The following is a 20,693-nucleotide window of genomic DNA, read 5'->3' as shown; positions in this document are numbered from 1 at the left end:
TCCCTCTCTTAAAGTGCCGGGTTGGCATAGACATGCCAGGTGAAGATCGCCATCGCCCCGCGATGAGGCCGCCACGGTTCGGCGAGCGCGCGGGTCTCTTTCTCGCTCGGGCGTTCGTCCCAACCGAGCATCCTGCCGCATCCGGCCTGTACGGCGAGGTCGCCCGCCGGCCAGATGTCGGGGCGGCCCTCGGCGAACAGGAGGTATATTTCCGCCGACCAGCGGCCTACGCCCTTGATCAGCGTGAGTTCGGCAATGGCTTCCTCGTCGTCCGCCGGCAGGTCGCCGAAATCGACGTCGCCATCTTCGATCAACTGGCACAGGCTGCGAGCATAGCCCTGCTTCTGGCGCGAGAGACCGCAGGCGCGCAAGGTGTCGAAATCGCGAGCGAGGAGGTCGGACGGTGCGAAACCTTCGCCCAGTTCCGCCTCCAGCTTCGCCCACATGGACGCTGCCGCCGCCACACTCACCTGCTGGCCGACGATTGTGCGCAGCATCGTCATGTATCCGGTCGGGCGGATGCGCGGTTCGGGATAGCCGCAGCGTGCCAGCGCTTCCGCCACGCGCGGCTCCATCGCGGCAACGGCGTCGATCCCGGCGTGCAATTGCTCCCTCTTCAGTCCCACGCGCGTACCTTGCCTTACCCCGAGCGATTGAATAGCAGGCGAGGCCATAGGGCCCGCCGTGCGGGCAAGGCAATCCAAGGATACCACTCATGCCCAAGCTGATCGTTACTACCCGCGAAGGCGAAACGTCCGAAGTCGAGGTCGAGAACGGGCTGACCGTGATGGAAGCAATCCGCGACAACGGCTTCGACGAACTATTGGCCTTGTGCGGGGGGTGCTGTTCGTGCGCGACCTGCCACGTGCTTGTCGATCCTGCATTCACCGACAAGCTTCCGAACATGAGCGAGGACGAGGACGACCTTCTGGAATCGAGCGACCACCGCGCCGAAACCTCGCGCCTGTCGTGCCAGATTCCGTTCACCGAGGATCTGTCCGGACTGAAGGTTACTATCGCGCCTGAAGACTGATGTTGGTTGTGCTGGTCAGGGGCGATGCATAGGTGCAGCGCATGACGTCACTTGCTCCGCGCACGCACACGCTCGACCTGATCGGCAACACCCCTCTCGTACGCCTCGCAGGGCCGAGCGAGGAGGCAGGCTGCGACATCTTCGGCAAGTGCGAGTTCGCCAATCCCGGGGCGAGTGTGAAGGATCGCGCCGCGCTGTACATCATTCGCGATGCCGAGGCGCGGGGCGAGTTGAAGTCCGGCGGCACGGTTGTCGAAGGCACGGCTGGCAATACCGGCATCGGCATCGCGCTGGTCGCAAATGCGCTGGGTTATCGCACCATCATCGTGATGCCCGACAACCAGTCGAAGGAAAAGATGGACACGCTGCGCGCGCTGGGCGCGGAGCTGGTGACCGTCCCGCCGACCAAGTTCGCCGATCCCAACCATTTCGTGCACACCTCGCGCCGCCTGGCCGAAGAGACCGAAGGCGCGATCTGGGCCAACCAGTTCGACAACGTCGCCAATCGCAGGGCGCATATCGAGGGCACTGCCAAAGAGCTGTGGGAGCAGCTGGACGGCCGGATCGACGGATTCACCTGCGCAGCCGGTACCGGCGGCACGATCGCGGGCGTCGGAATGGGTCTCAAGGAATTCGATGAAAACGTCGTTATCGCACTGACCGATCCGCACGGCGCCGCGCTCTACGACTATTACGCACATGGCGAACTTCGCAGCGAAGGCTCGTCCGTCGCTGAGGGCATCGGGCAGGGGCGTATCACGGGCAACTTAGAAGGCGCGCCGATCGATACCCAATTCCGTATTTCGGACGAAGAAGGCTTGCATTGGGTCGCCCGATTGCTGCGCGAGGAGGGGCTGTGCCTCGGCCTGTCGAGCGGCATCAATGTTGCCGGAGCCATCGCGCTGGGCAAGCAACTGAAGGCGGAAGGCTGCGAGGCACCACGCGTGGCGACGATCCTGTGCGATACGGGCTTTCGCTATCTCTCCACGCTGTACGATCCAGCCTGGCTCAAAACGAAGGACTTGCCAGTGTTCGACTGGCTCCAAGACGCGCGCTGATGGTCGGCGTCCCCAAATTTCCCGGCATCGGCCGCTCGTATGATATGACCCGGCCAACGGAGGATGGCGAGTTCACCGCCCTGGCGCTTGGCGGCACGCGGTCGCAGAAAGTGCAGCGGCTGCAATTCGGGATCGGTGGCGTGCTGCTGATGGTACTGCTCGTGGGTCTCGCCAGCGTGGTCAAGACGCGCGCGACCGAGGCGGAGGCGAATGCCGTTCCCGAAGCCGTCCCGACCGTGCAGCCCGCGACCGAAACGCCGCAGGCCGATCCACTGGTCGAGGCAGGCGTCGTCCCGGATATGCCAAGCGAGCAACCGACACCCGCACCGTCGCTCTCGCCGGCACCGGTTCCGGAACAAGGGGCCGGAAATGGGCAAGCAGGCGGCAATTAAAGCCGTTATCACCGCGCTCGTTGCGGCGCTTCTTGTGTCCTGCAACGCGATGACCGCATCCGACACCAAGGGCGCGGGTAAGCCCGAACTCGGCCTTTTCACTACGCTCCCGATCTACTGGTCGGAAGCGTCGGACATCACGGCCTTGCTCGCTGCCGACGGCCCGCGTCCGTGGGTCCGCGAAGCGATCGAGCAGAATTTCGTCATTGCGCCGCTGGACGTGTTCGACGCCGAAGCGCTCTCGCACTTGGACAGGATCGTTCTCGCCCAACCGCGGCCGCTCGCCCCCGCGGAAAACGTAGCGCTCGATCAGTGGGTACGGGAGGGCGGGCGGACTCTCATGTTCGCCGATCCGATGCTGCACCAGCATTCGATCTATCCGATCGGCGACAAGAGGCGGCCACAGGACGTCGTCCTGATATCCCCCATCCTCGCCCGCTGGGGCCTCGGCCTGCAATTCGACGAAAGCCAGAGCGAGGATGAGCGCCTTCTGGGCAACGAGGCAGCTCCCGTCCCAGTCACGATGGCGGGCGAACTGATCACCGTCGATGGCGGCTTCGAGAGCGAATGCACGATTACGCAAGACCGGCTGATCGCTCGTTGCAATATCGGGAAGGGCATTGCGGTCATAGTGGCCGACGCCGATCTGCTCGACTCCGAGCGGGATTCTCCGGCTGCCCGCACGGCGCTCGACATGCTGCTGCGCGACGCCTTTCGACAGTGAAATCCCCACCGGGGAAATCACGGGAAGGGGCGGATTCCCGCGAGACAGCTTTATTCAATTTCTACATCATTGGTCGGATTCTCCGCGAAAAACCGCGGGTTTTGCTTTCACAAAGCGTTAACTTTCTCAATCAGCGATCAAACGCGTTTATCGTATAAAAACAAACCATTGCGGCTTATTCCCGCAAAATCCCGTAAAAATCCCTTCCGTCCCCAAGCGGTTTTCGGTAAGGCTTGTCGCATCGGGCAGCAGATGTCTCCGCGCACCTCGGAATCGACGAGGGCGAACCGTTGGCTTGCGGGTTGGCGGACGGAGAAGATGTGTTCGGAGTGGAAGGTGCAACGCGTAGCCGGGGACGGGGCAAGTGCAATTCGGGGGATACAGCGGACAAGCCTATTCGCCGGCCGGCGATAAGGGTCGCTATGTCCTTCCGCCGCTCTTCCGCAAAGCCGTGAAGGAAAGCAGCGACGGGCGCACGCTCTGCTTGATGAAGCACCCTACATGGAATTGTCTCGTCGGCTTCGGCACCAGCCGCAAGGGCGAACTCGACGCGCAGCTCGACCGCGAGGAAGAAACGCATATCCGCCTCGGCAAGGAATTCGACCGCGATACCCGCGCCAGCCAGCTGTTCGGCTTTCAGGAACTGCCGTTCGACGACAGCGGCCGGTTCGTGATGCCGGATCACCTGAAGCTGCTCGGCAAGATCGAGGATGGGCTGTATTTCCAGGGCGGCGGCCGGTTCTTCACCTTGTGGAACCCGGACGAGCTTGCTGAAATGGGCGACGACTGGGCGGGCGCGAAAGCCGCCTGTGCCAGCTTCCTTGCCGACGCAAAGGCGAAGGGCAAATGAGCCCCGCACCGCACATCCCCGTATTGCTCGACGAAGTGATCGACGCGCTGGACCCGCAGCCTGGCGATGTGATCGTCGACGCAACCTTCGGTGCTGGAGGCTATACCCGCGCGCTGCTCGAGCGCGGCGCGACCGTGCACGCCTTCGACCGGGACCCCGATGCGATCGCTTCGGGTCGCAATTGGCGCGAGACGGGGGAAAACCCGCCGCGCCTTGTTCTCCACGCGCATCGTTTCTCCGAAATGCTCGGCGTCATGACGTCGGCCGGAATTGCCCGAGTCGACGGGATCGTAATGGATATCGGCGTGTCTTCCATGCAGCTCGATCAGGCCCATCGCGGGTTCGCCTTCTCGGCCGAGGGGCCGCTCGACATGCGTATGACCCAGGACGGCCAGACCGCGGCGGAATTCCTCAACACCGCCGGCGAAGGCGAGATCGCCGATGTAATCTACCAGTATGGCGAAGAGCGCCAGTCGCGCCGGGTCGCTCGCGCCATCGTCGCGGCGCGTCCGCTTGAGACGACCGGTGAACTGGCACGCGTCGTGCGCAAGGCCTTGGGCTACAAGCCGCACGATAAGAAGGACCCCGCGACGCGGACTTTCCAGGCCATCAGAATCCACGTGAACGGCGAGCTCGACGAACTGTCCCAAGCCCTGTCGGCTGCCGAACACCTGCTGCGCGAAGGGGGCCGCCTCGCGGTGGTCAGCTTCCACAGCCTCGAAGACCGGATCGTGAAGCGCTTCCTGCGCGAACGTTCCTCTACCCCGAACGCATCGCGTCACATCCCCATGGCGGCGACAAACGATCCGGTCTTCATGGGGGTTTCCAAGGCGATCAAGCCGGGCGAGGCCGAGATCGCGCGCAACCCGCGAAGCCGGTCTTCCGTGCTGCGCCACGCCGTACGCACCGCCGCCCCTGCACGGGACGCCGCGTGATGACCGCGAACGCCCGCACGCGCCAGATCGGCTGGATCGTCCTCCTCGCGGTGAGCTTCGCCGCCTTGCTCGCGCTGACCTTCAAGGTGAATGCAGTGAAGGGGCAGGTGCGCCTCGTCGAGCGCCAGATCGTCGCAGCTCAGCAATCGAAGCTGAGGCTGGAAACCGAGTTTCAGACCCGCGCCAGCCAGCAGCAATTGTCCGACTGGAATGCAGTGGAATTCGGATACGACGCGCCGCGCGCCGACCAGTATGTGGAGCATGAGCGCCAGCTCGCCGCTTTGGGCGCGCCGCGCGGCATCGATGCGCCCAAGCCGATCCGTTTCGCAATGGCCCAAGCCGAAAAGGCGGAGGAGCCCAGCGTATTCGACGAATGGTTGGGCGGCGAGGAAAAGGTCGTCGCAGAACGGCCGTCACGGCGCCTGAAATCGTCCGGGGGCACACTGGCGCAACGGCTCGCGCGGCCCAATGCCGCAACCCTTGCAGCGGCAGAGATCGGCCAATGAACGCGATGACGGCGTGGCAGTTCGGCCCGGCGGCGGTCAGTACCGCAGTCGCCGGCGACCGGATCCAGCTTGTCAGTATCCGCCAGGGCGCGGTCGCGCAGGCGCGCTTCCGCATCCTGTGGGTTACGCTGGCCTTCGCCTTCGTCGCCTTCGTGGCGCTGCTCCGGTTGGCCTATCTCGGGACCGGTGGGGAAAGTGCACGTACCACCTCTCTGGAAGAAGCGCTGTTGCCCCCGCGCGGCGAGATTGTCGACCGTAACGGCATGCCGCTCGCCCGCGCTTTCCCCGCCTATGCGCTGTGGTTCAACCCCGAGGCGCTCGGTGAAGACGGCGACTCGCTGGTGGATGAGCCGTCTTCGGTTGCGCAGAAGTTGAAGGTTATCTTTCCCGATCTCGACCAAGCGAAGATTGCCGCGCAGCTTGCTTCGGGCAAGGCGGGCTATATCCGCCGCCGGCTTCTTCCCGAAGAAGCCAACCGGGTGCAGGACATCGGCGAACTCGCACTCGAAATGCCGATGGAGAACGATCGCCACTATCCGCAAGGCAAGATGGCGGCGCACGTCCTCGGTTATGTCGCTGCGGACGGGAACGGCCGCGTCGGCATGGAGCAGGTGCTGAACGAGGCGCTGAGCGATCCGGCCCAGCGGGGCACGCCGCAGCAGCTTTCGATCGACGTACGTGTGCAGGGCGCGCTCGAAGATGAGCTGCGGCGCGGCATGATGCTGAACGATGCGCAGGGCGCAGCGGGCATCGTGCTGGATGTCGATACAGGTGAGGTGCTGGCGCTGGCCAGCTTGCCCGAATTCGATCCGAACAAGATCGACAAGCGCGGACAAGAACTGATGTTCAACCGCGTGACGAACCAGGTGTTCGAACTGGGATCGACCTTCAAGCCGCTGACGGTCGCCGCCGCCATCGATGCGGGGGTAATCCGCGATTTCGGCAAGCGTTGGGATGCGACGCCGGTCAAGGTCGGGCGCTTCACCATTCGCGACAGCCACCCGCTCGGTAGTACGCTCAACGTGCCCCAGACGCTGATACACTCGTCGAATACCGTGTCGGCCCGGATTGCCGACGCGCTGGGGCCTGAGAAAATGCGCCGCACCATGATGGATCTCGGCATGAACGAGCGACCTTATATCGAGCTTCCGGCGAAAGGCTTCCCGATCTGGCCCGGCGAAAAGTGGCCGCGCCTGCGTAACATGACGGTCGGCTTCGGGCATGGCATCGCGGTGACGCCGCTGCACCTCGCCAGCGCCTATGCCGCGATGGTGAATGGCGGCATCTGGCGTCCGGCAACGATGCACAAACTCTCGCCGTCCGAAGTTCCGCAAGGTCGCCGCGTGTTCAAGGCTTCGACCAGCAGCCGGATGCGGCAATTGATGCGCGCGATCTCGCTCTATGGCACGGGCCGTAATGCCGACGCGCCGGGTTACCGGGTCGGCGGCAAGACGGGTTCGGCGGAAAAGCCGGGACAGAACGGCTATCAGCGCAGCGCGCTCATCAGCACTTTCGCCGCGGCCTTTCCGATGGACCGGCCGCGCTACGTGATTATCGCCATGCTGGACGAGCCGCGCGGAACGATCGCCTCCAGTTATCAGCGCACCGCCGCCTGGAACGCGGCGCCCATCGTCGGCCGCCTCGTCCCGCGCATCGGCCCGCTGATCGGCGTGCGCCCGGACGATACGCGGGACATCGACATCTCGTCCATCGCGCCCCTCATCCCGGAGGCGCAGAAGTGAAGCTCGGCAAGCTGTGTGCGGCGGCGGGCATCGCCTGCGAGGATGGCGAGACGAATGTGACGGGCTTCGCGATCGACAACCGCAAGGTTGCGCCCGGCACCGTGTTCGGCGCCTTTCGCGGTGCGCGTGCAAATGGCGAAGACTATATTGTCCCTGCCATCGAGGCGGGCGCGGTGGCGGTGGTCGCGCGGCCCGAAGCGCAGGTAAACGGTGCGGTTCATGTGAAAGCCGACGAACCGCGGCAGGCTTTCGCGCAGCTCGCCGCACAATATTTCACCCCGGTGCCCGAGCACATCGTCGCAGTAACAGGCACCAACGGCAAGACCTCCACAGTGGAGATGACGCGCCAAATCTGGCGCATGGCGGGCGAGCGGGCTGCAAGCATCGGCACGCTCGGGGTAACTACGCCCGACGAGAGCGTTTCGACCGGCCTCACTACGCCCGACATAGTGACGTTTCTTTCGAACCTGAGCGGCCTTGCCCGCGAGGGCGTGACCCACGTGGCTTACGAAGCATCGAGCCACGGCCTCTCGCAGTTTCGCAACGAAGGTATCCCGGTAAAGGCGGCGGCGTTCACCAACTTCAGCCGCGACCACCTCGATTACCATGCCGACATGGAAGACTATTTCGCCGCGAAGATGCGGCTGTTCGACGATGTGGTGTCGGACGGCGCGACGGCGGTGGTGTGGCTCGACGGCAGCGAGTGGAACGCCCGCGTAGTCGAACGCGCGAAGGTGCGGGGTCTGCGGTTGCTGACGGTCGGCCCACAAGGCGAGGCGATCCGGCTGGAAAGCCGTGAAGCGACGCAGTTGGGACAAACGCTTACGGTCGCGCACGAGGGCAACCGCCGCACGATCTCGCTGCCGCTGATCGGGGCGTACCAAATTTCCAATGCGCTGGTTTCCGCCGGACTTGCATTGGCGACCGGCATCGCGGCGGACCACGTATGGGATGCCGTGTCGCGCCTGCAACCGGTTCGCGGCCGGCTCGAGCGCGCCGTCATCGCGCCAAGCGGGGCGCCCGTCTATGTCGACTATGCCCATACCGCCGACGCCCTCTCCGCTGCCATCGAGGCATTGCGGCCCCATGTGGGTGGGCGGCTTATCACCGTATTCGGTGCGGGCGGCGATCGCGATCATGGGAAACGCAAGCCGATGGGCGAAGCGGCGGCTTCTGCGAGCGATCTGGTCATCGTCACCGACGACAATCCGCGCGGCGAGGAACCTGCGGATATCCGTCGCGCCGTGCTTGAAGGCGCGCCGGAGGCAAGAGAGATAGGCGGCCGCCGCGAGGCGATCGAAGCCGCACTGCGCGAAGCGGGCGAGGACGATATCGTCCTCATCGCCGGCAAGGGTCACGAGACGGGCCAGATCATAGGGGCGGGCGACGCGATGCGCGTGCTGCCGTTCGACGACGTACAGGTGGCCCGCGAATGTGCCGCCGCCATCGCTGGAGCACAGGCATGAGCGCTGCAATCCTTCGCCACCCGGCGTATATCGAATGGCCCGCCGATCCGCGCGACCGGCTGCCGCTGACCCTGTGGGACGCGCGCGCCATCGCCGAGGCGACGGGCGGCACGGCCAGCGGCGAGTTCCAGGTCGCCGGTGTCGAGATGGACAGCCGCGACGTGGTGAACGGCGATCTGTTCGTCGCGCTCAAGGGCGAGGCGATGGACGGCCACCGCTTCTTGGACAAAGCGTTCGAGAACGGAGCGAGCGCTGCCTTAGTCGACCGGCCGGTCGATTATCCGCACATCCTGGTCGAAGACACGACCGAGGCGCTTAAGGCGCTGGCCCGTGCTGCGCGGGAGCGGACCGGCGCCCGGATCATCGGCGTCACGGGGTCGGTCGGCAAGACGGGCGTCAAGGAAGCGATCTTCGCCAGCCTCGAACGCGCGAGCCGCGGCGCGGCGCACCGCTCGACCCGCAGCTACAACAATCATGTCGGCGTTCCGCTGAGCCTGGCGCGGATGGGCGCGCGCAGCCGTTTCGCCATCTTCGAAATGGGGATGAACCATGCGGGCGAGATCGCGGAACTGACCGCGCAGGTCCGCCCGCATGTCGCCGTCGTCACCACCATCGCACCCGCGCACATCGAGAACCTCGGCAGCGAAGAGGCTATCGCGGATGCCAAGGCGGAAATCTTCGGCGGGCTTGAGAGGGGCGGCACCGCTGTCATTCCCGCTGACAGCCCGCATTACGAACGCCTCGCCGCCGCCGCGAAAAATGCCGGCGCGAAGATCATGAGCTTCGGCAAGGCCGGCCATGCCGATATACGCCTGCTCGATGCGATCCCGTCGGCCAACGGCGGCAGCCTCGTCACCTGCGAGTTCGACACCGGACGGTTGTGCTACACCGTCGCCGAGCCGGGGGAGCATTGGGTGATCAATTCGCTTGCCGTGATGGCGGCAGTCCGCGCGGCGGGCGGCGACATGGCGGCAGCCGGCTTGGCGCTGGCTGAAATGGGCGGATTGAAGGGCCGCGGCGCGCGACACGGTGTCGATGCGCCGGGCGGCAAGGCGCTGCTGATCGATGAAAGCTACAACGCCAACCCCGCCAGCATGCGCGCCACGCTCGCGCAGTTGGGGCAGACGCCGTCGGGCCGCCGCATCGCGGTGCTCGGCGCGATGAAGGAGTTGGGCGATTTCGGTCCGAATTTTCACGCGGCGCTGGCCGAACCGTTGCTTGCCGCCGACGTCGATTTCGCGCTGCTGGTCGGCGAGGAAATGCGCAGCCTCGCACGCGAGTTGGGGAAACAGGCCGGGCAGACTCTTGGCAAGCCATTCGAGTGGGCCCATTGCGCAAACGCTGACGAGGCGATCGGGTCGCTCGAGGAGTTCGGCATCGTGGCGGGCGATGCGATCCTCGTGAAAGGGTCCAATTCGGTCGGACTCGGCCGTCTCGTGGATCACTTCACCCGCCAAAGCTAGGAGCCGACGAGGCCGATGCTCTATCTCCTCGCCGAGTATTTCAATTTCGAGGGTCTGTTCAACCTCGTGCGCTATCAGACGGCGCGCGCGGGTGCGACCGTGCTCACCGCGCTGCTGATCGGCCTGCTGATCGGCCCGCGTTTTATCGACATGCTGCGCGTGCGGCAGGGCAAGGGGCAGCCAATCCGCGAGGACGGACCGCAGACCCACCTCGCCAAACGCGGCACGCCGACCATGGGCGGCCTGATGATCCTCGTCAGCCTGTTCATCTCGCTGATGCTGTGGATGGACCTTACCAATCCGTTCATCTGGGCCTGCCTCGCGGTGACGGGCGGCTTCGGCCTGATCGGCTTCCTCGACGATTACGACAAGGTCACGAAGAACAGCCATGCCGGCGTATCGGGCAAGGTGCGCTTGCTGATGGAATTCATCGTGGCGGGCATCGCGAGCTACATCGTGGTCAGTCAGATCAACACATTCGTCTACGTCCCGTTCGTAAACAATTTCGGCGTGGAGCTAGGCTGGTTCTACTATGTTTTCGCCGCCGTGGTAATCGTGGGCGCGGGCAATGCGGTGAACCTGACCGACGGGCTGGACGGGCTTGCGACCATGCCGGTCATCATCGCGGCCGGCACCTTCGCGGTGATTGCCTATCTGGTGGGCCGCGTCGACTATTCCGAATATCTGGGCATCCCGCATGTTCCGGGGGCGGGGGAATTGGCGATCTTCTGCGCGGCGATCATGGGGGCGGGGCTCGCGTTTCTGTGGTTCAATGCGCCGCCTGCCGCCGTCTTCATGGGCGATACCGGCAGTCTTGCGCTTGGCGGCGCGCTGGGCGCGATCGCGGTGGCGACGCACCACGAAGTGGTGCTGGCAATCGTGGGCGGGCTGTTCGTGTTCGAGGCGCTCTCTGTCATCATCCAGGTGTTCTGGTTCAAGCGGACGGGCAAGCGCGTGTTCCGTATGGCGCCGATCCACCACCATTTCGAGCAATTGGGCTGGAGCGAGAGCAAGGTCGTGATCCGCTTCTGGATCGTCGCCATCGTGCTGGCGCTGCTCGGCCTCGCGACCCTGAAGCTGCGATGATTACCTCGCCCGCCTTCGCCGGTAAACGCTACGCCGTCCTCGGCCTCGCGCGGTCAGGCAGGGCGACGGTGCGCGCACTGCTGGCGAGCGGGGCGGAAGTGACGGCATGGGACGAACGCGAAGACGTACGGGCCGAGTTTGCGGGGCAGGTCGAGCTGGCCGACCCGGTGGAGGCGGACCTCGCGGGTTTTGCAGGCGTCGTAGTCAGCCCCGGCGTGCCGCTCAACACCCACCCGATTAAACCCCATGCCGAGACATTCGATGTGCCGGTCATCGGCGACATCGAACTGTTCGCGCAGGCGCGGGCAGACCTGCCGCCGCACAAGGTCGTCGGCATAACCGGCACCAATGGCAAGAGCACCACCACCGCGCTCGTCCACCATATCCTCAAGACCACAGGCGTGCCGACCACGATGGGTGGCAACATCGGGCTGCCGATACTCGAGCAGGAGCCTCTGCCTGAAGGTGGTGTCTATGTGCTGGAGCTGTCGAGCTACCAGATCGACCTCACCTATTCGCTCGATTGCGACGCGGCGGTGTTGCTGAATATCACGCCGGATCATCTTGATCGGTACGATGGAGACTTCGAGAAATACAAAGCCTCGAAAATGCGTCTTTTCGAGATGCAGTCGAAAGACCAGTGGCGTTTCGAGCCATTTGATCGCCTTGTAATGACCGATCCATGGGATGTTTGGGGTGTTTTCGATAAGGATGGAATAACGCATCGCGATGCGACCGTCTTGGGATCGCAGGCAGAATGGCCGTGTCTTCAAGGACCACACAACGGCGAGAATGCTCAGATGGCCATAGCCGCCACCGAAGCTGTGGGCCTGTCCGAAGAAGAGATTGCCGCGGGCCTACGATCCTACCCTGGCCTCCCCCACCGCATGGAGCGGGTCGCGGAAATCACCGGCATCGCCTATATCAACGACAGCAAGGGCACCAACACCGCCGCTTCCGCCCCTGCGCTTGAGGCGTTCGATAACATTCACTGGATCGTCGGCGGGCTCGCCAAGGAACCGGGGCTGGGCGAATGCGAGGCTAGGATCGGCCACGTCAAAGCCGCCTATACCATCGGCAAGGCCGGGCCGGACTTCGCCGCGTTGCTCGAACCCCATGTCGCGGTGAAGCAATGCGAAACGCTCGAGCGCGCCGTCGCCTCCGCCGCCGCCAATGCCGCCACAGGCGACACTGTCCTCCTCTCCCCCGCCTGCGCCAGCTTCGACCAGTATCGCGATTTCGAGGCGCGCGGCGAGCATTTCCGCGAACTGGTAGAGGCGCTCGCATGAGCATCACGCAGCCCTTCGTCCCCGGTGCAACCCGCAGGAAACCGGCACATATGCCGCGCGGTCAAATCTCCAAGTGGAGCGAGTTGAAGATCTGGTGGCGCGAGATCGACCGCGTGTTGATCGGCCTCGTCCTCTTGCTTATGACGCTCGGCACGATCGCGGTCGCTGCAGCCAGCCCAGCGGGCGCAGCGCGGCTCTCCACCTCGACCACCACGCTCGACCCCCTCTATTTCTTCTGGCGGCACCTCGCCTGGCAAGCGCTCGGCCTCGCAACTCTGTTCGGCGTCTCCATGCTCTCGCGCACCAATGCGCGGCGTTTCAGCGTGCTGATTGCGGGCGTGATGCTGTTCTTCCTGTTCCTCGTTCCCTTCGTCGGGGTCGAAATCAACGGGGCGCGGCGCTGGATCAGTATCGGCATGCAATTCCAGCCATCGGAATTTCTCAAGCCCGCCTTTGCGGTGGCGATGGCGTGGATCGTTAGCTGGCGGATGCGCGATCCCAACCTGCCCGTCGTCGGCATCGCGACCGGGCTGGCGGGTCTCGTCGCCTTCCTCCTGATGCTGCAGCCCAATCTGGGCGGCACGATCCTGTTCGGCGCGGTATGGTTCGTTCTGGTCCTTCTCTCCGGCACGCCGGTGAAGCGGCTTGGCATGGTCGTCGGCGCCGGCTTGGCGTTGCTGACGGTGACCTATTTCCTGTACGACAATGCCCGCCACCGGATCGACGCGTTCTTCGGCGGCGGCACGGCCTACGACCAGGTCGATCTTGCAAGCCGCACGCTGACTGCCGGGGGCTGGCTCGGCGCGGGCTACGGCCTCGGCCTGCGTAAAATGAGCCTGCCGGAAGCGCAGACGGACTATATCTTCTCGGTCATCGGCGAGGAATTCGGCCTGATCGCCTGCGGGGTGATCGTGCTGATCTACCTCGCCATCGTCGCCCGGGTTCTCACCCGGTTGGTGGACGAGGAGGATTTTTTCGCCCTGCTTGCCGGTACGGGCCTCATCACCCTGCTGGGCGGGCAGGCATTCATCAACATCCTCGTTAACCTGCAACTGTTTCCCTCCAAGGGCATGACCTTGCCGCTGGTGAGCTATGGCGGTTCGTCCACGATCGCGGTGTGCATGCTCGTCGGTTTGATCGTGGCGATCACGCGGCGCAATCCGTTCCTGAAAAGCAGGACCAAGGGGCTTGGCGAATTTCTCTCTTTCGGGCAGGCGGACGCGATGAGCGACCATCCTCGCAAAGCGTCGCGCGAGACCCGGCCATGACTGGGTCGAGCCGCCATTACGTCCTCGCCGCAGGAGGCACAGGGGGGCACATGCTGCCCGCCTTCGCGCTGGCGCATGAACTGGACCGCCGTGGTCACCGCGTCGCCCTGATCACCGATGCGCGCGGGGCGGAGATACCCGGCAAGCCGGATTTCCTGACCGCGCACGTCTTGCCGGCGGGCCGGTTCGGCAAGAACCCCCTCACGTGGCTGAAGGGGATCAGGGCCGTCCTCGAAGGGCGCCGCATGGCGAAGCGCCTGTTCACGGCTTTCGAGCCGAGCGCGGTGGTCGGCTTCGGCGGATATCCATCGCTTCCCGCGATCTTGGCATCGACCTCGAATAAGATACCCACCGTCGTGCACGAGCAGAACGCCGTGCTGGGTCGGGTCAACCGGCTGCTGGCGCGACGGGTGCAGGCCATCGCCACCGCCTATGACGAGGTGCATCGACTAAAGCCGAAATATGCCGGAAAGGTCCATCCTGTCGGCAATCCGGTCCGCGCCGAAGTACTGACCTTGCGCGAGGAGCCTTACCCGGCGTTCGAGGAAGACGGCTTGCTGCGCGTGCTCGTTACCGGCGGCAGCCAGGGCGCGCGGGTGCTATCCGAAGTCGTGCCGGACGGTCTCGCCATGTTGCCGCCCGCCCTACGACAGCGGTTGCAGGTGACACAGCAATGCCGTCCCGAAGACCTCGAAGCCGTCCGCGAACGCTATCGCACGCATGAAATCCCCGCCGAACTCGCAACCTATTTCAAGAATATGGCGGCGCGGCTTGCGGACTCGCACCTGTTCATCGGCCGCGCGGGGGCCTCGACCATTGCCGAACTGACGGCGGTGGGGCGGCCCGCGATCCTTATTCCGCTCCCTATCGCGACAGACGATCACCAAGCGGCCAACGCGCGCGAAATGGTGAAGGCGGGCGGGGCGCGGATGATCCGGCAGGAGCGGTTTCAGGCGAAAGAACTGAGCAAGCAGATCCTTGCCCTTGCCGAAAATCCGGAAGGGCTCGCCAAGGCTGCCCATGCCGCGTGGAATTGCGGCCGGCCCGATGCGGTCGAAGATTTGGCCGATCTCGTCGAAAGTTTCGGCGGAGCGGACATGATGGACGTGATCAAGGTCGGCGCGAACAATGCGCGAGGCGCTTCGCAGGGCGTGCCGGCGGGGCAGGGGGCCCTGCGGCAGGCTCAGGACGGGCGACCATGAAGGGTGTCTCCACCGAAATCGGAACGATTCATTTCGTCGGCATCGGCGGCATAGGCATGTCCGGCATCGCCGAGGTGATGAACAATCTCGGCTACACCGTGCAAGGCAGCGACGTGAACGAGAGCCCGACGGTCGAGCGGCTGCGCGAACACGGCATCGCGGTGAGGATCGGGCACGAGAAGGAGAATGTCGAAGGCGCGGCAGTCGTCGTCACCTCAACCGCCGTCAAACGGACCAATCCCGAAGTCGCTCACGCACTCGAGAACCGCATCCCGGTGGTGCGCCGCGCGGAGATGTTGGCCGAACTGATGCGTCTCAAGTCCACCGTCGCGGTGGCTGGCACGCACGGTAAGACGACCACGACCAGCATGGTCGCCGCGCTGCTGGATGCGGGCGGGGTCGATCCCACGGTCATCAATGGCGGGATCATCGAGCAATACGGTTCCAATGCCCGCCTTGGCGACAGCGATTGGATGGTGGTCGAGGCGGACGAAAGTGACGGTAGCTTCCTGCGGCTGGACGGCACAATTGCGGTCGTCACCAATATCGATCCTGAGCACCTCGACCATTATGGCGATTTTGAGGGCGTCAAATCGGCCTTCGTCGAGTTCATCCATAACGTGCCTTTCTATGGCGCGGCGATCTTGTGCATCGACCATCCCGAAGTACAGGCGGTCATCGGCAAGGTGCGCGACCGGCGGGTGCTGACCTACGGTTTCAGCCTGCAAGCGGACATTTGCGGCGTGAACGTGCAACCGCACGAGGGCGGCAACCGGTTCGACGTAATCGTGCGCCAACGCGGCGAGGAGGACCGGCGGATTGAGAACGTAACGCTTCCCATGCCAGGCCGCCACAATGTGCAGAACGCCCTCGCCGCCATTGCCGTCTCGATCGAGATGGGTTGCCCGGACGAGGTGATCTGCAACGGCTTCTCCAGCTTTTCCGGCGTGCGCCGCCGCTTTACCAAGGTGGGCGAGGCGAACGGGGCAGCAATCATCGACGATTACGGCCACCACCCGGTCGAAATTCGCGCCGTCCTTTCTGCCGCGCGCGAAGCGGCGAAGAACCGCGTGATCGCCGTCGTCCAGCCGCATCGCTACACACGTCTTCGCGATCTCATGGATGAATTCCAGACCTGCCTCAACGAAGCGGATCAGGTGTATGTCACCCCCGTTTATGCGGCGGGGGAGGATCCGATCGACGGAGTGGATTCGAAGGCTCTGGTCGAAGGTTTGAAGGCGCGCGGGCACCGCTCGGCTGCACGGATCGAAGATCGCGAGGAATTGGCGCAGTTACTAGCCGCGGACATCGGCGAGGGTGATTTGGTCGTCTGCCTCGGCGCGGGCGATATCACGAAGTGGGCCGCGGCGCTTCCCGCCGACATCCGGCAGGCGCGGGGCGAGGCGGCATGATGCAGCCGGACGACGAACCTCTGTGGGACACGGGCGAAGCGCCCGATTGCGAGGTGGGCGGATCGATCGAACCGCCCTTCTCGACCGCGGATGTGCGCGGCACGCTGTCGCGGAATGCCCCGCTCGCAAAGCTCGTTTGGTTCAAGACGGGCGGTGCGGCGGACTGGTTGTTCGAGCCTGCCGACATGGACGATCTCAAGCACTTCCTTGCCGGGCTCGACCGGGCTACTCCGGTTATGGCGCTGGGTCTCGGATCGAACCTGATCGTGCGCGATGGCGGCATACCGGGGGTCGTGGTGCGGCTGGGCAAGCCGTTTGCCGATGTGGAAATCTGCGACGGGTACGTAGTCGCGTGCGGCGGCGGCGCGCATGGCATTCTCGTCGCCTCGAAGGCGCGTGACGCAGGGATCGCGGGGCTCGAATTCCTGCGCGGCATCCCCGGTACGGTCGGTGGGTTCGTTCGCATGAACGGCGGCGCCTATGGGCGCGAAGTGTCGGACATCCTGATCGATTGCGATGTCGTCATGCCGAGCGGCGAATGCCACACGCTGCCCGCCGCCGATCTTCAATACACCTATCGCCACTCTGCGCTTCCCGAAGGCGCGGTCGTCGCAGCGGCACGATTTCAGGGGCATCCGGGCGATCCCAACGCTATCGGTGCGACGATGGACGAAATCGCGGATGCCCGCGAACGCTCGCAGCCGCTGCGCACGAAGACCGGCGGTTCGACATTCAAGAACCCCCCGGGCGAGAAAGCGTGGGAACTCGTCGATCGGGCGGGCTGCCGCGGCCTAACGCTGGGCGGCGCGCAGGTGAGCGAAAAACACACCAACTTCCTCATCAATACCGGCGATGCAACCAGCGCCGATATCGAGGAACTGGGCGAAGAGGTGAAGCGGCGGGTTCGCGCGCATTCGGGCGTCGACCTCGAATGGGAAATTCAGCGAGTGGGACGGCCGTGAAACCGACGCCGTACACCGATAAGGTTCGTATATGACTGCCCTCGAAAGTACATTGCACGTCGCCGTTCTCATGGGCGGCTGGGCGAACGAGCGACCGGTCAGTCTAATGTCGGGCGAGGGCGTCGCCAAGGCGCTGGAAGAACGTGGGCACCGTGTCACGCGGATCGATATGGACCGCAATGTCGCCGCCCGCATCGCCGAAGCCGCGCCCGATGTCGTGTTCAACGCGCTGCACGGCGTGCCGGGCGAGGATGGGACGGTGCAGGGCATGCTCGATCTGATGGGCGTGACCTATACTCATTCGGGTCTCGCCACATCGGTCATAGCGATCGACAAACAGCTGACCAAGCAGGCGCTGGTGCCGCATGGCATTCCCATGCCCGGAGGCCGCATCGTCAAGAGCGCCGAACTGCACGAACGCGATCCGCTGCCGCGTCCCTATGTGTTGAAGCCGGTCAACGAAGGTAGTTCGGTCGGCGTCGCCATCGTCACCGAGGAAGGCAATTACGGCAATCCGATCGCGCGCGATGCGAAAGGCCCGTGGCAGGAATTCGCCGAACTGCTCGCCGAACCCTATATCAAGGGTCGTGAGATGACGTCGGCCGTGGTCGACTTTCCCGACGGGCCCCGTGCGCTTGCCGTCACCGAACTGAAGCCGAAAAGCGGCTTTTACGATTTCGACGCAAAATACACCGACGGGATGACGGACCATATCTGCCCCGCCGACATTCCCGAGCCAATTCGCGACCTGTGCCTCGATATTGCGCTGAAGGCGCACAACGTGCTTGGCTGCCGGGGCACTAGCCGTACCGATTTCCGTTGGGACGAGGAACAGGGCGAGGATGGGCTGTTCGTCCTCGAAACCAACACCCAGCCAGGAATGACGCCGCTCAGCCTTGTACCCGAACAGGCACGTCATATCGGCGTCGAATACGGCGAATTGTGCGAGACGATCATCGCCGCCGCGCTGAAGCCGCAAGAGGGGCGCGATGGCTAAGGTCACGCGCAAACCGACAGGAGTGCGCCGTTCGGCGGCGGCGCGGGGGCGCTCGCAAAAAGCGCGCGCGGCGCGGCGACACACCGCGTCCATACTGGACCGGACGATGGCCGCACTGCCCTTTACCGAAGAGCAGTGGCACAAGTTCTTCCTGACGCTGATTATTCTCGTTGGCCTTGCGTTTGCATGGGCCGTCGCAAGTTTCGCAGGCGTACCCGATCTCATGCGCAGCCAGTTGGCCGCATCCGCCTCTCGCGCAGGGTACGAAGTTCGCACCCTGCGCGTCACCGGTGTCGAGCGGATGAACGAGCAGAGCGTGTACGAGCGGTTGCGCGACGATCTGGACCGGCCAATGCCTCTGGTCGATGTCGGCGCCATCCGTGAAAACCTGCTCGATATGCCATGGGTGGAGGATGCGCGCGTGTCCCGCCAACTGCCCGATATGCTGCGCGTCGATATCGTCGAGCGAGTGCCACACGCGGCGCTGCAGAAACCGGACCGGCTGGTTCTGGTCGATGCCCAAGGCAACGAACTCGAGCCGATCACCTCCGAAAAGGCCGAGAAGATGCTGACCGTCTCCGGCCCCGGGGCGCAGCGCCAGGTCGGCGAACTCACCCGCCTGCTCGACAATGCACCGGCACTCAAGCCGCAGATTGCCGGGGCGGAGTGGATCGGCAACCGCCGCTGGAACCTCACCTTCCGCACCGGGCAGATGCTCACTTTGCCAGAAGGGGAGAACGGAGCGAAGGCTTTGGTCAAGTTCGCCGAGATGGACGGGCGCAACCGTTTGATCGGTGGCAAGGCGATCGCAATCGACATGCGCGTACCCGATCGCGCCTATCTACGCTGCGAGGACGGACCGTGTCCACGCGGCCTCTCCACCGCGATGCGGAGCGAATGATGGCGGCACCCCTGCCTCGTATCCAGCGCGTCTATGGCGCGGTAAATATCGGATCGTTCCGCATTTCAGCCATGGTAATGGGGCAAGCGGAAGACGGCCGCATGGTCGTGCTGGGATCGAGCCATCGCAAGAGCGAGGGCATCAAGCGCGGCTACGTCACCGACATGGCGGCGGCAACCCACGCCATCCGGACCGCGGTCGAGAAGGCCGAGGCGAATGCCAATTCTTCGGTTTCCGGAGTCTGGATCGGCTGCGCGGGGGCGGGGCTGTCGAGCCGGATATCGAGCGTGGAGATCGCAATTGGCGGGCGGCGGATCGACGAGGACGATATCGAGCACCTGCTCTATGCCGCGCGCGATCACATCCAGCCCGACGGGAAGATGATCCTTCACGCCCAGCCGGCCCACTATACGCTCGACGGCGCGCACGGCGTTGCCGACCCCACCGGGCTGCATGCCGAAGTGCTGGGCGTCGATATCCACGTGACGCTGGCCGAAGGTGCTCCGGTGCGCAATCTCATCGAAGCGGTGCAGAACGCGCATTTCGAAGTCGAGGGCGTGGTCGCCAGTCCGCTCGCCACAGCCTATGCCTGTCTCACCCGCGAAGAGCGCGAACTGGGCGTCGCGCTGATCGAGATCGGGGCGCAGATTACCAATGTTTCGGTCCATGCAGGCGGCATGCTGCTGGGCCTGCGCGCGGTGCCGGTCGGCTCGAACGACATCACTGATGCCATCGCCTCCTCGCTCGGCATTCGCCGTAGCCAGGCGGAGCGATTGAAATGCGTGTCTGGTTCTGCGCTGTCGTCACCCACCGATCACCGCGAGATGATTTCCGTCGCCGGGCCAGGCGACCGGGAGGACGGACCGCTGGCGCGCGGCGCGGACGAACAGAACCGCATCCCACGCGCCGAACTGGTCGGCATCGTCACCGAACGCTTGGGTGTCATTACGGGTGAAATCGGCAAGGCGTTGAAGAGCCTTGGATTTTCCGGCAAGACCGGCGGGCAGGTTGTTCTGACGGGCGGCGGTGCGGAATTGCACGGCATCGTCGAATTCATGCAGGGCGCGCTTGGCCAGCCGGTGCGCATCGGCAAGCTCGCCGCAATCCAGGGGCTTCCCGAAGCGCATGCGACCCCCGGTTTCGCGACGCTTGCGGGCCTGTGTCTTTATGCGGCGGAAGACCCGGTCGACATTCGTACGGTCGGCCCCCGTTACCAGCCGACGCGGCGCTATTCCGGGATGGGTCTCGTGAACCGTGTCATGCAAGCGGTGAAGGAATATTTTTAAGGGTTGATGCGTATGGCAAACCGCGCATTAGCCATTGTGGATAAGACGTTAACCTTATTATGCGAAGATTCGCATCGTGCCCGTTCCATGCGATAGGATTGCGGGCGACAGTTTCAGATTT

20 protein-coding genes are annotated in these 20,693 nt (G+C 64.4%); 19 read left to right on the top strand and 1 reads right to left on the bottom strand.

Annotated features, from left to right (window positions below):
* Positions 1 to 8: 8 nt before the first annotated feature.
* Entirely contained in the window at positions 9 to 575 is a 567-nt protein-coding gene (locus tag E3U23_RS00365) for a DNA-3-methyladenine glycosylase family protein (RefSeq protein ID WP_431732652.1), read from the bottom strand.
* Positions 576 to 715: 140 nt separating this feature from the next.
* On the opposite strand from E3U23_RS00365, the gene E3U23_RS00360 reads away from it, so the two are divergent.
* The 19 genes from E3U23_RS00360 (at position 716) to ftsA (ending at position 20,572) form a co-directional block, all read left to right on the top strand.
* Positions 716 to 1,033 (top strand): 2Fe-2S iron-sulfur cluster-binding protein, encoded by a 318-nt coding sequence (locus E3U23_RS00360; RefSeq protein ID WP_279349183.1) that lies wholly within the window; start codon positions 716 to 718, stop codon positions 1,031 to 1,033.
* A 41-nt stretch (positions 1,034 to 1,074) separates the two neighbouring features.
* On the top strand, positions 1,075 to 2,091 hold the full coding sequence (locus E3U23_RS00355) for a cysteine synthase A (RefSeq protein ID WP_279349182.1): 1,017 nt from the start codon (positions 1,075 to 1,077) through the stop codon (positions 2,089 to 2,091).
* Positions 2,091 to 2,483 carry a hypothetical protein gene (locus E3U23_RS00350; RefSeq protein ID WP_279349181.1) on the top strand — a complete coding sequence of 131 codons (393 nt, stop codon included), beginning with the start codon at positions 2,091 to 2,093 and terminating at the stop codon, positions 2,481 to 2,483. Before E3U23_RS00355 ends, E3U23_RS00350 begins: the two co-directional genes overlap by 1 nt.
* Complete coding sequence (locus E3U23_RS00345; RefSeq protein ID WP_279349180.1) at positions 2,461 to 3,207, top strand: Gldg family protein; 747 nt, start codon at positions 2,461 to 2,463, stop codon at positions 3,205 to 3,207. The genes E3U23_RS00350 and E3U23_RS00345 overlap by 23 nt, the downstream gene beginning before the upstream one ends.
* A gap of 364 nt (positions 3,208 to 3,571) precedes the next feature.
* Entirely contained in the window at positions 3,572 to 4,057 is a 486-nt protein-coding gene (locus E3U23_RS00340) for a division/cell wall cluster transcriptional repressor MraZ (RefSeq protein WP_279349179.1), read from the top strand.
* The gene (gene rsmH / locus E3U23_RS00335; protein ID WP_279349178.1) at positions 4,054 to 4,992 is read left to right on the top strand and encodes a 16S rRNA (cytosine(1402)-N(4))-methyltransferase RsmH; all 939 of its coding nucleotides are present in this window, start codon (positions 4,054 to 4,056) and stop codon (positions 4,990 to 4,992) included. Before E3U23_RS00340 ends, rsmH begins: the two co-directional genes overlap by 4 nt.
* Positions 4,992 to 5,498, top strand: coding sequence for a hypothetical protein (locus E3U23_RS00330; RefSeq protein WP_279349177.1), 507 nt, complete (start codon positions 4,992 to 4,994; stop codon positions 5,496 to 5,498). Before rsmH ends, E3U23_RS00330 begins: the two co-directional genes overlap by 1 nt.
* A gap of 5 nt (positions 5,499 to 5,503) precedes the next feature.
* Entirely contained in the window at positions 5,504 to 7,240 is a 1,737-nt protein-coding gene (locus E3U23_RS00325) for a peptidoglycan D,D-transpeptidase FtsI family protein (RefSeq protein WP_431732651.1), read from the top strand.
* Positions 7,237 to 8,706 (top strand): UDP-N-acetylmuramoyl-L-alanyl-D-glutamate--2,6-diaminopimelate ligase, encoded by a 1,470-nt coding sequence (locus E3U23_RS00320; protein WP_279349175.1) that lies wholly within the window; start codon positions 7,237 to 7,239, stop codon positions 8,704 to 8,706. The genes E3U23_RS00325 and E3U23_RS00320 overlap by 4 nt, the downstream gene beginning before the upstream one ends.
* A complete protein-coding gene (locus E3U23_RS00315; RefSeq protein WP_279349174.1) occupies positions 8,703 to 10,169 on the top strand; it encodes a UDP-N-acetylmuramoyl-tripeptide--D-alanyl-D-alanine ligase in 1,467 nt (488 codons plus the stop codon). The genes E3U23_RS00320 and E3U23_RS00315 overlap by 4 nt, the downstream gene beginning before the upstream one ends.
* A 15-nt stretch (positions 10,170 to 10,184) precedes the next feature.
* Positions 10,185 to 11,255, top strand: coding sequence for a phospho-N-acetylmuramoyl-pentapeptide-transferase (gene mraY, locus E3U23_RS00310; protein ID WP_279349173.1), 1,071 nt, complete (start codon positions 10,185 to 10,187; stop codon positions 11,253 to 11,255).
* A complete protein-coding gene (gene murD, locus E3U23_RS00305; RefSeq protein ID WP_279349172.1) occupies positions 11,252 to 12,544 on the top strand; it encodes a UDP-N-acetylmuramoyl-L-alanine--D-glutamate ligase in 1,293 nt (430 codons plus the stop codon). The genes mraY and murD overlap by 4 nt, the downstream gene beginning before the upstream one ends.
* Positions 12,541 to 13,812, top strand: a complete 1,272-nt coding sequence (locus E3U23_RS00300) for an FtsW/RodA/SpoVE family cell cycle protein (protein WP_279349171.1) — start codon at positions 12,541 to 12,543, stop codon at positions 13,810 to 13,812. The genes murD and E3U23_RS00300 overlap by 4 nt, the downstream gene beginning before the upstream one ends.
* Positions 13,809 to 15,014 (top strand): undecaprenyldiphospho-muramoylpentapeptide beta-N-acetylglucosaminyltransferase, encoded by a 1,206-nt coding sequence (gene murG / locus E3U23_RS00295; RefSeq protein WP_279349170.1) that lies wholly within the window; start codon positions 13,809 to 13,811, stop codon positions 15,012 to 15,014. Before E3U23_RS00300 ends, murG begins: the two co-directional genes overlap by 4 nt.
* The gene (gene murC, locus E3U23_RS00290; protein WP_279349169.1) at positions 15,011 to 16,426 is read left to right on the top strand and encodes a UDP-N-acetylmuramate--L-alanine ligase; all 1,416 of its coding nucleotides are present in this window, start codon (positions 15,011 to 15,013) and stop codon (positions 16,424 to 16,426) included. The genes murG and murC overlap by 4 nt, the downstream gene beginning before the upstream one ends.
* Positions 16,423 to 17,388 carry a UDP-N-acetylmuramate dehydrogenase gene (gene murB, locus E3U23_RS00285; RefSeq protein ID WP_279349168.1) on the top strand — a complete coding sequence of 322 codons (966 nt, stop codon included), beginning with the start codon at positions 16,423 to 16,425 and terminating at the stop codon, positions 17,386 to 17,388. Before murC ends, murB begins: the two co-directional genes overlap by 4 nt.
* Positions 17,389 to 17,419: 31 nt before the next feature.
* Positions 17,420 to 18,385 (top strand): D-alanine--D-alanine ligase, encoded by a 966-nt coding sequence (locus E3U23_RS00280; protein WP_279349167.1) that lies wholly within the window; start codon positions 17,420 to 17,422, stop codon positions 18,383 to 18,385.
* Positions 18,378 to 19,286 carry a cell division protein FtsQ/DivIB gene (locus E3U23_RS00275; protein ID WP_279349166.1) on the top strand — a complete coding sequence of 303 codons (909 nt, stop codon included), beginning with the start codon at positions 18,378 to 18,380 and terminating at the stop codon, positions 19,284 to 19,286. Before E3U23_RS00280 ends, E3U23_RS00275 begins: the two co-directional genes overlap by 8 nt.
* A complete protein-coding gene (gene ftsA, locus E3U23_RS00270) occupies positions 19,286 to 20,572 on the top strand; it encodes a cell division protein FtsA (protein WP_279349672.1) in 1,287 nt (428 codons plus the stop codon). Before E3U23_RS00275 ends, ftsA begins: the two co-directional genes overlap by 1 nt.
* Positions 20,573 to 20,693 lie beyond the last annotated feature (121 nt).

This window comes from Erythrobacter litoralis, assembly GCF_029760855.1.
GTDB classification, from domain to species: domain Bacteria; phylum Pseudomonadota; class Alphaproteobacteria; order Sphingomonadales; family Sphingomonadaceae; genus Qipengyuania; species Qipengyuania litoralis_A.
Note: the sequence above shows the minus strand (reverse complement) of the source record. Positions and strands in the feature narration are given on the sequence as shown.

Coding starts and splice junctions, on each gene's coding strand:
- E3U23_RS00365 (WP_431732652.1), bottom strand. CDS start 575: ATGGAGCCGCGCGTGGCGGAAGCGCTGGCACGCTGCGGCTATCCCGAA.
- E3U23_RS00360 (WP_279349183.1), top strand. CDS start 716: ATGCCCAAGCTGATCGTTACTACCCGCGAAGGCGAAACGTCCGAAGTC.
- E3U23_RS00355 (WP_279349182.1), top strand. CDS start 1,075: ATGACGTCACTTGCTCCGCGCACGCACACGCTCGACCTGATCGGCAAC.
- E3U23_RS00350 (WP_279349181.1), top strand. CDS start 2,091: ATGGTCGGCGTCCCCAAATTTCCCGGCATCGGCCGCTCGTATGATATG.
- E3U23_RS00345 (WP_279349180.1), top strand. CDS start 2,461: ATGGGCAAGCAGGCGGCAATTAAAGCCGTTATCACCGCGCTCGTTGCG.
- rsmH (WP_279349178.1), top strand. CDS start 4,054: ATGAGCCCCGCACCGCACATCCCCGTATTGCTCGACGAAGTGATCGAC.
- E3U23_RS00330 (WP_279349177.1), top strand. CDS start 4,992: ATGACCGCGAACGCCCGCACGCGCCAGATCGGCTGGATCGTCCTCCTC.
- E3U23_RS00325 (WP_431732651.1), top strand. CDS start 5,504: ATGACGGCGTGGCAGTTCGGCCCGGCGGCGGTCAGTACCGCAGTCGCC.
- E3U23_RS00315 (WP_279349174.1), top strand. CDS start 8,703: ATGAGCGCTGCAATCCTTCGCCACCCGGCGTATATCGAATGGCCCGCC.
- mraY (WP_279349173.1), top strand. CDS start 10,185: ATGCTCTATCTCCTCGCCGAGTATTTCAATTTCGAGGGTCTGTTCAAC.
- murD (WP_279349172.1), top strand. CDS start 11,252: ATGATTACCTCGCCCGCCTTCGCCGGTAAACGCTACGCCGTCCTCGGC.
- E3U23_RS00300 (WP_279349171.1), top strand. CDS start 12,541: ATGAGCATCACGCAGCCCTTCGTCCCCGGTGCAACCCGCAGGAAACCG.
- murG (WP_279349170.1), top strand. CDS start 13,809: ATGACTGGGTCGAGCCGCCATTACGTCCTCGCCGCAGGAGGCACAGGG.
- murC (WP_279349169.1), top strand. CDS start 15,011: ATGAAGGGTGTCTCCACCGAAATCGGAACGATTCATTTCGTCGGCATC.
- murB (WP_279349168.1), top strand. CDS start 16,423: ATGATGCAGCCGGACGACGAACCTCTGTGGGACACGGGCGAAGCGCCC.
- E3U23_RS00280 (WP_279349167.1), top strand. CDS start 17,420: ATGACTGCCCTCGAAAGTACATTGCACGTCGCCGTTCTCATGGGCGGC.
- E3U23_RS00275 (WP_279349166.1), top strand. CDS start 18,378: ATGGCTAAGGTCACGCGCAAACCGACAGGAGTGCGCCGTTCGGCGGCG.
- ftsA (WP_279349672.1), top strand. CDS start 19,286: ATGGCGGCACCCCTGCCTCGTATCCAGCGCGTCTATGGCGCGGTAAAT.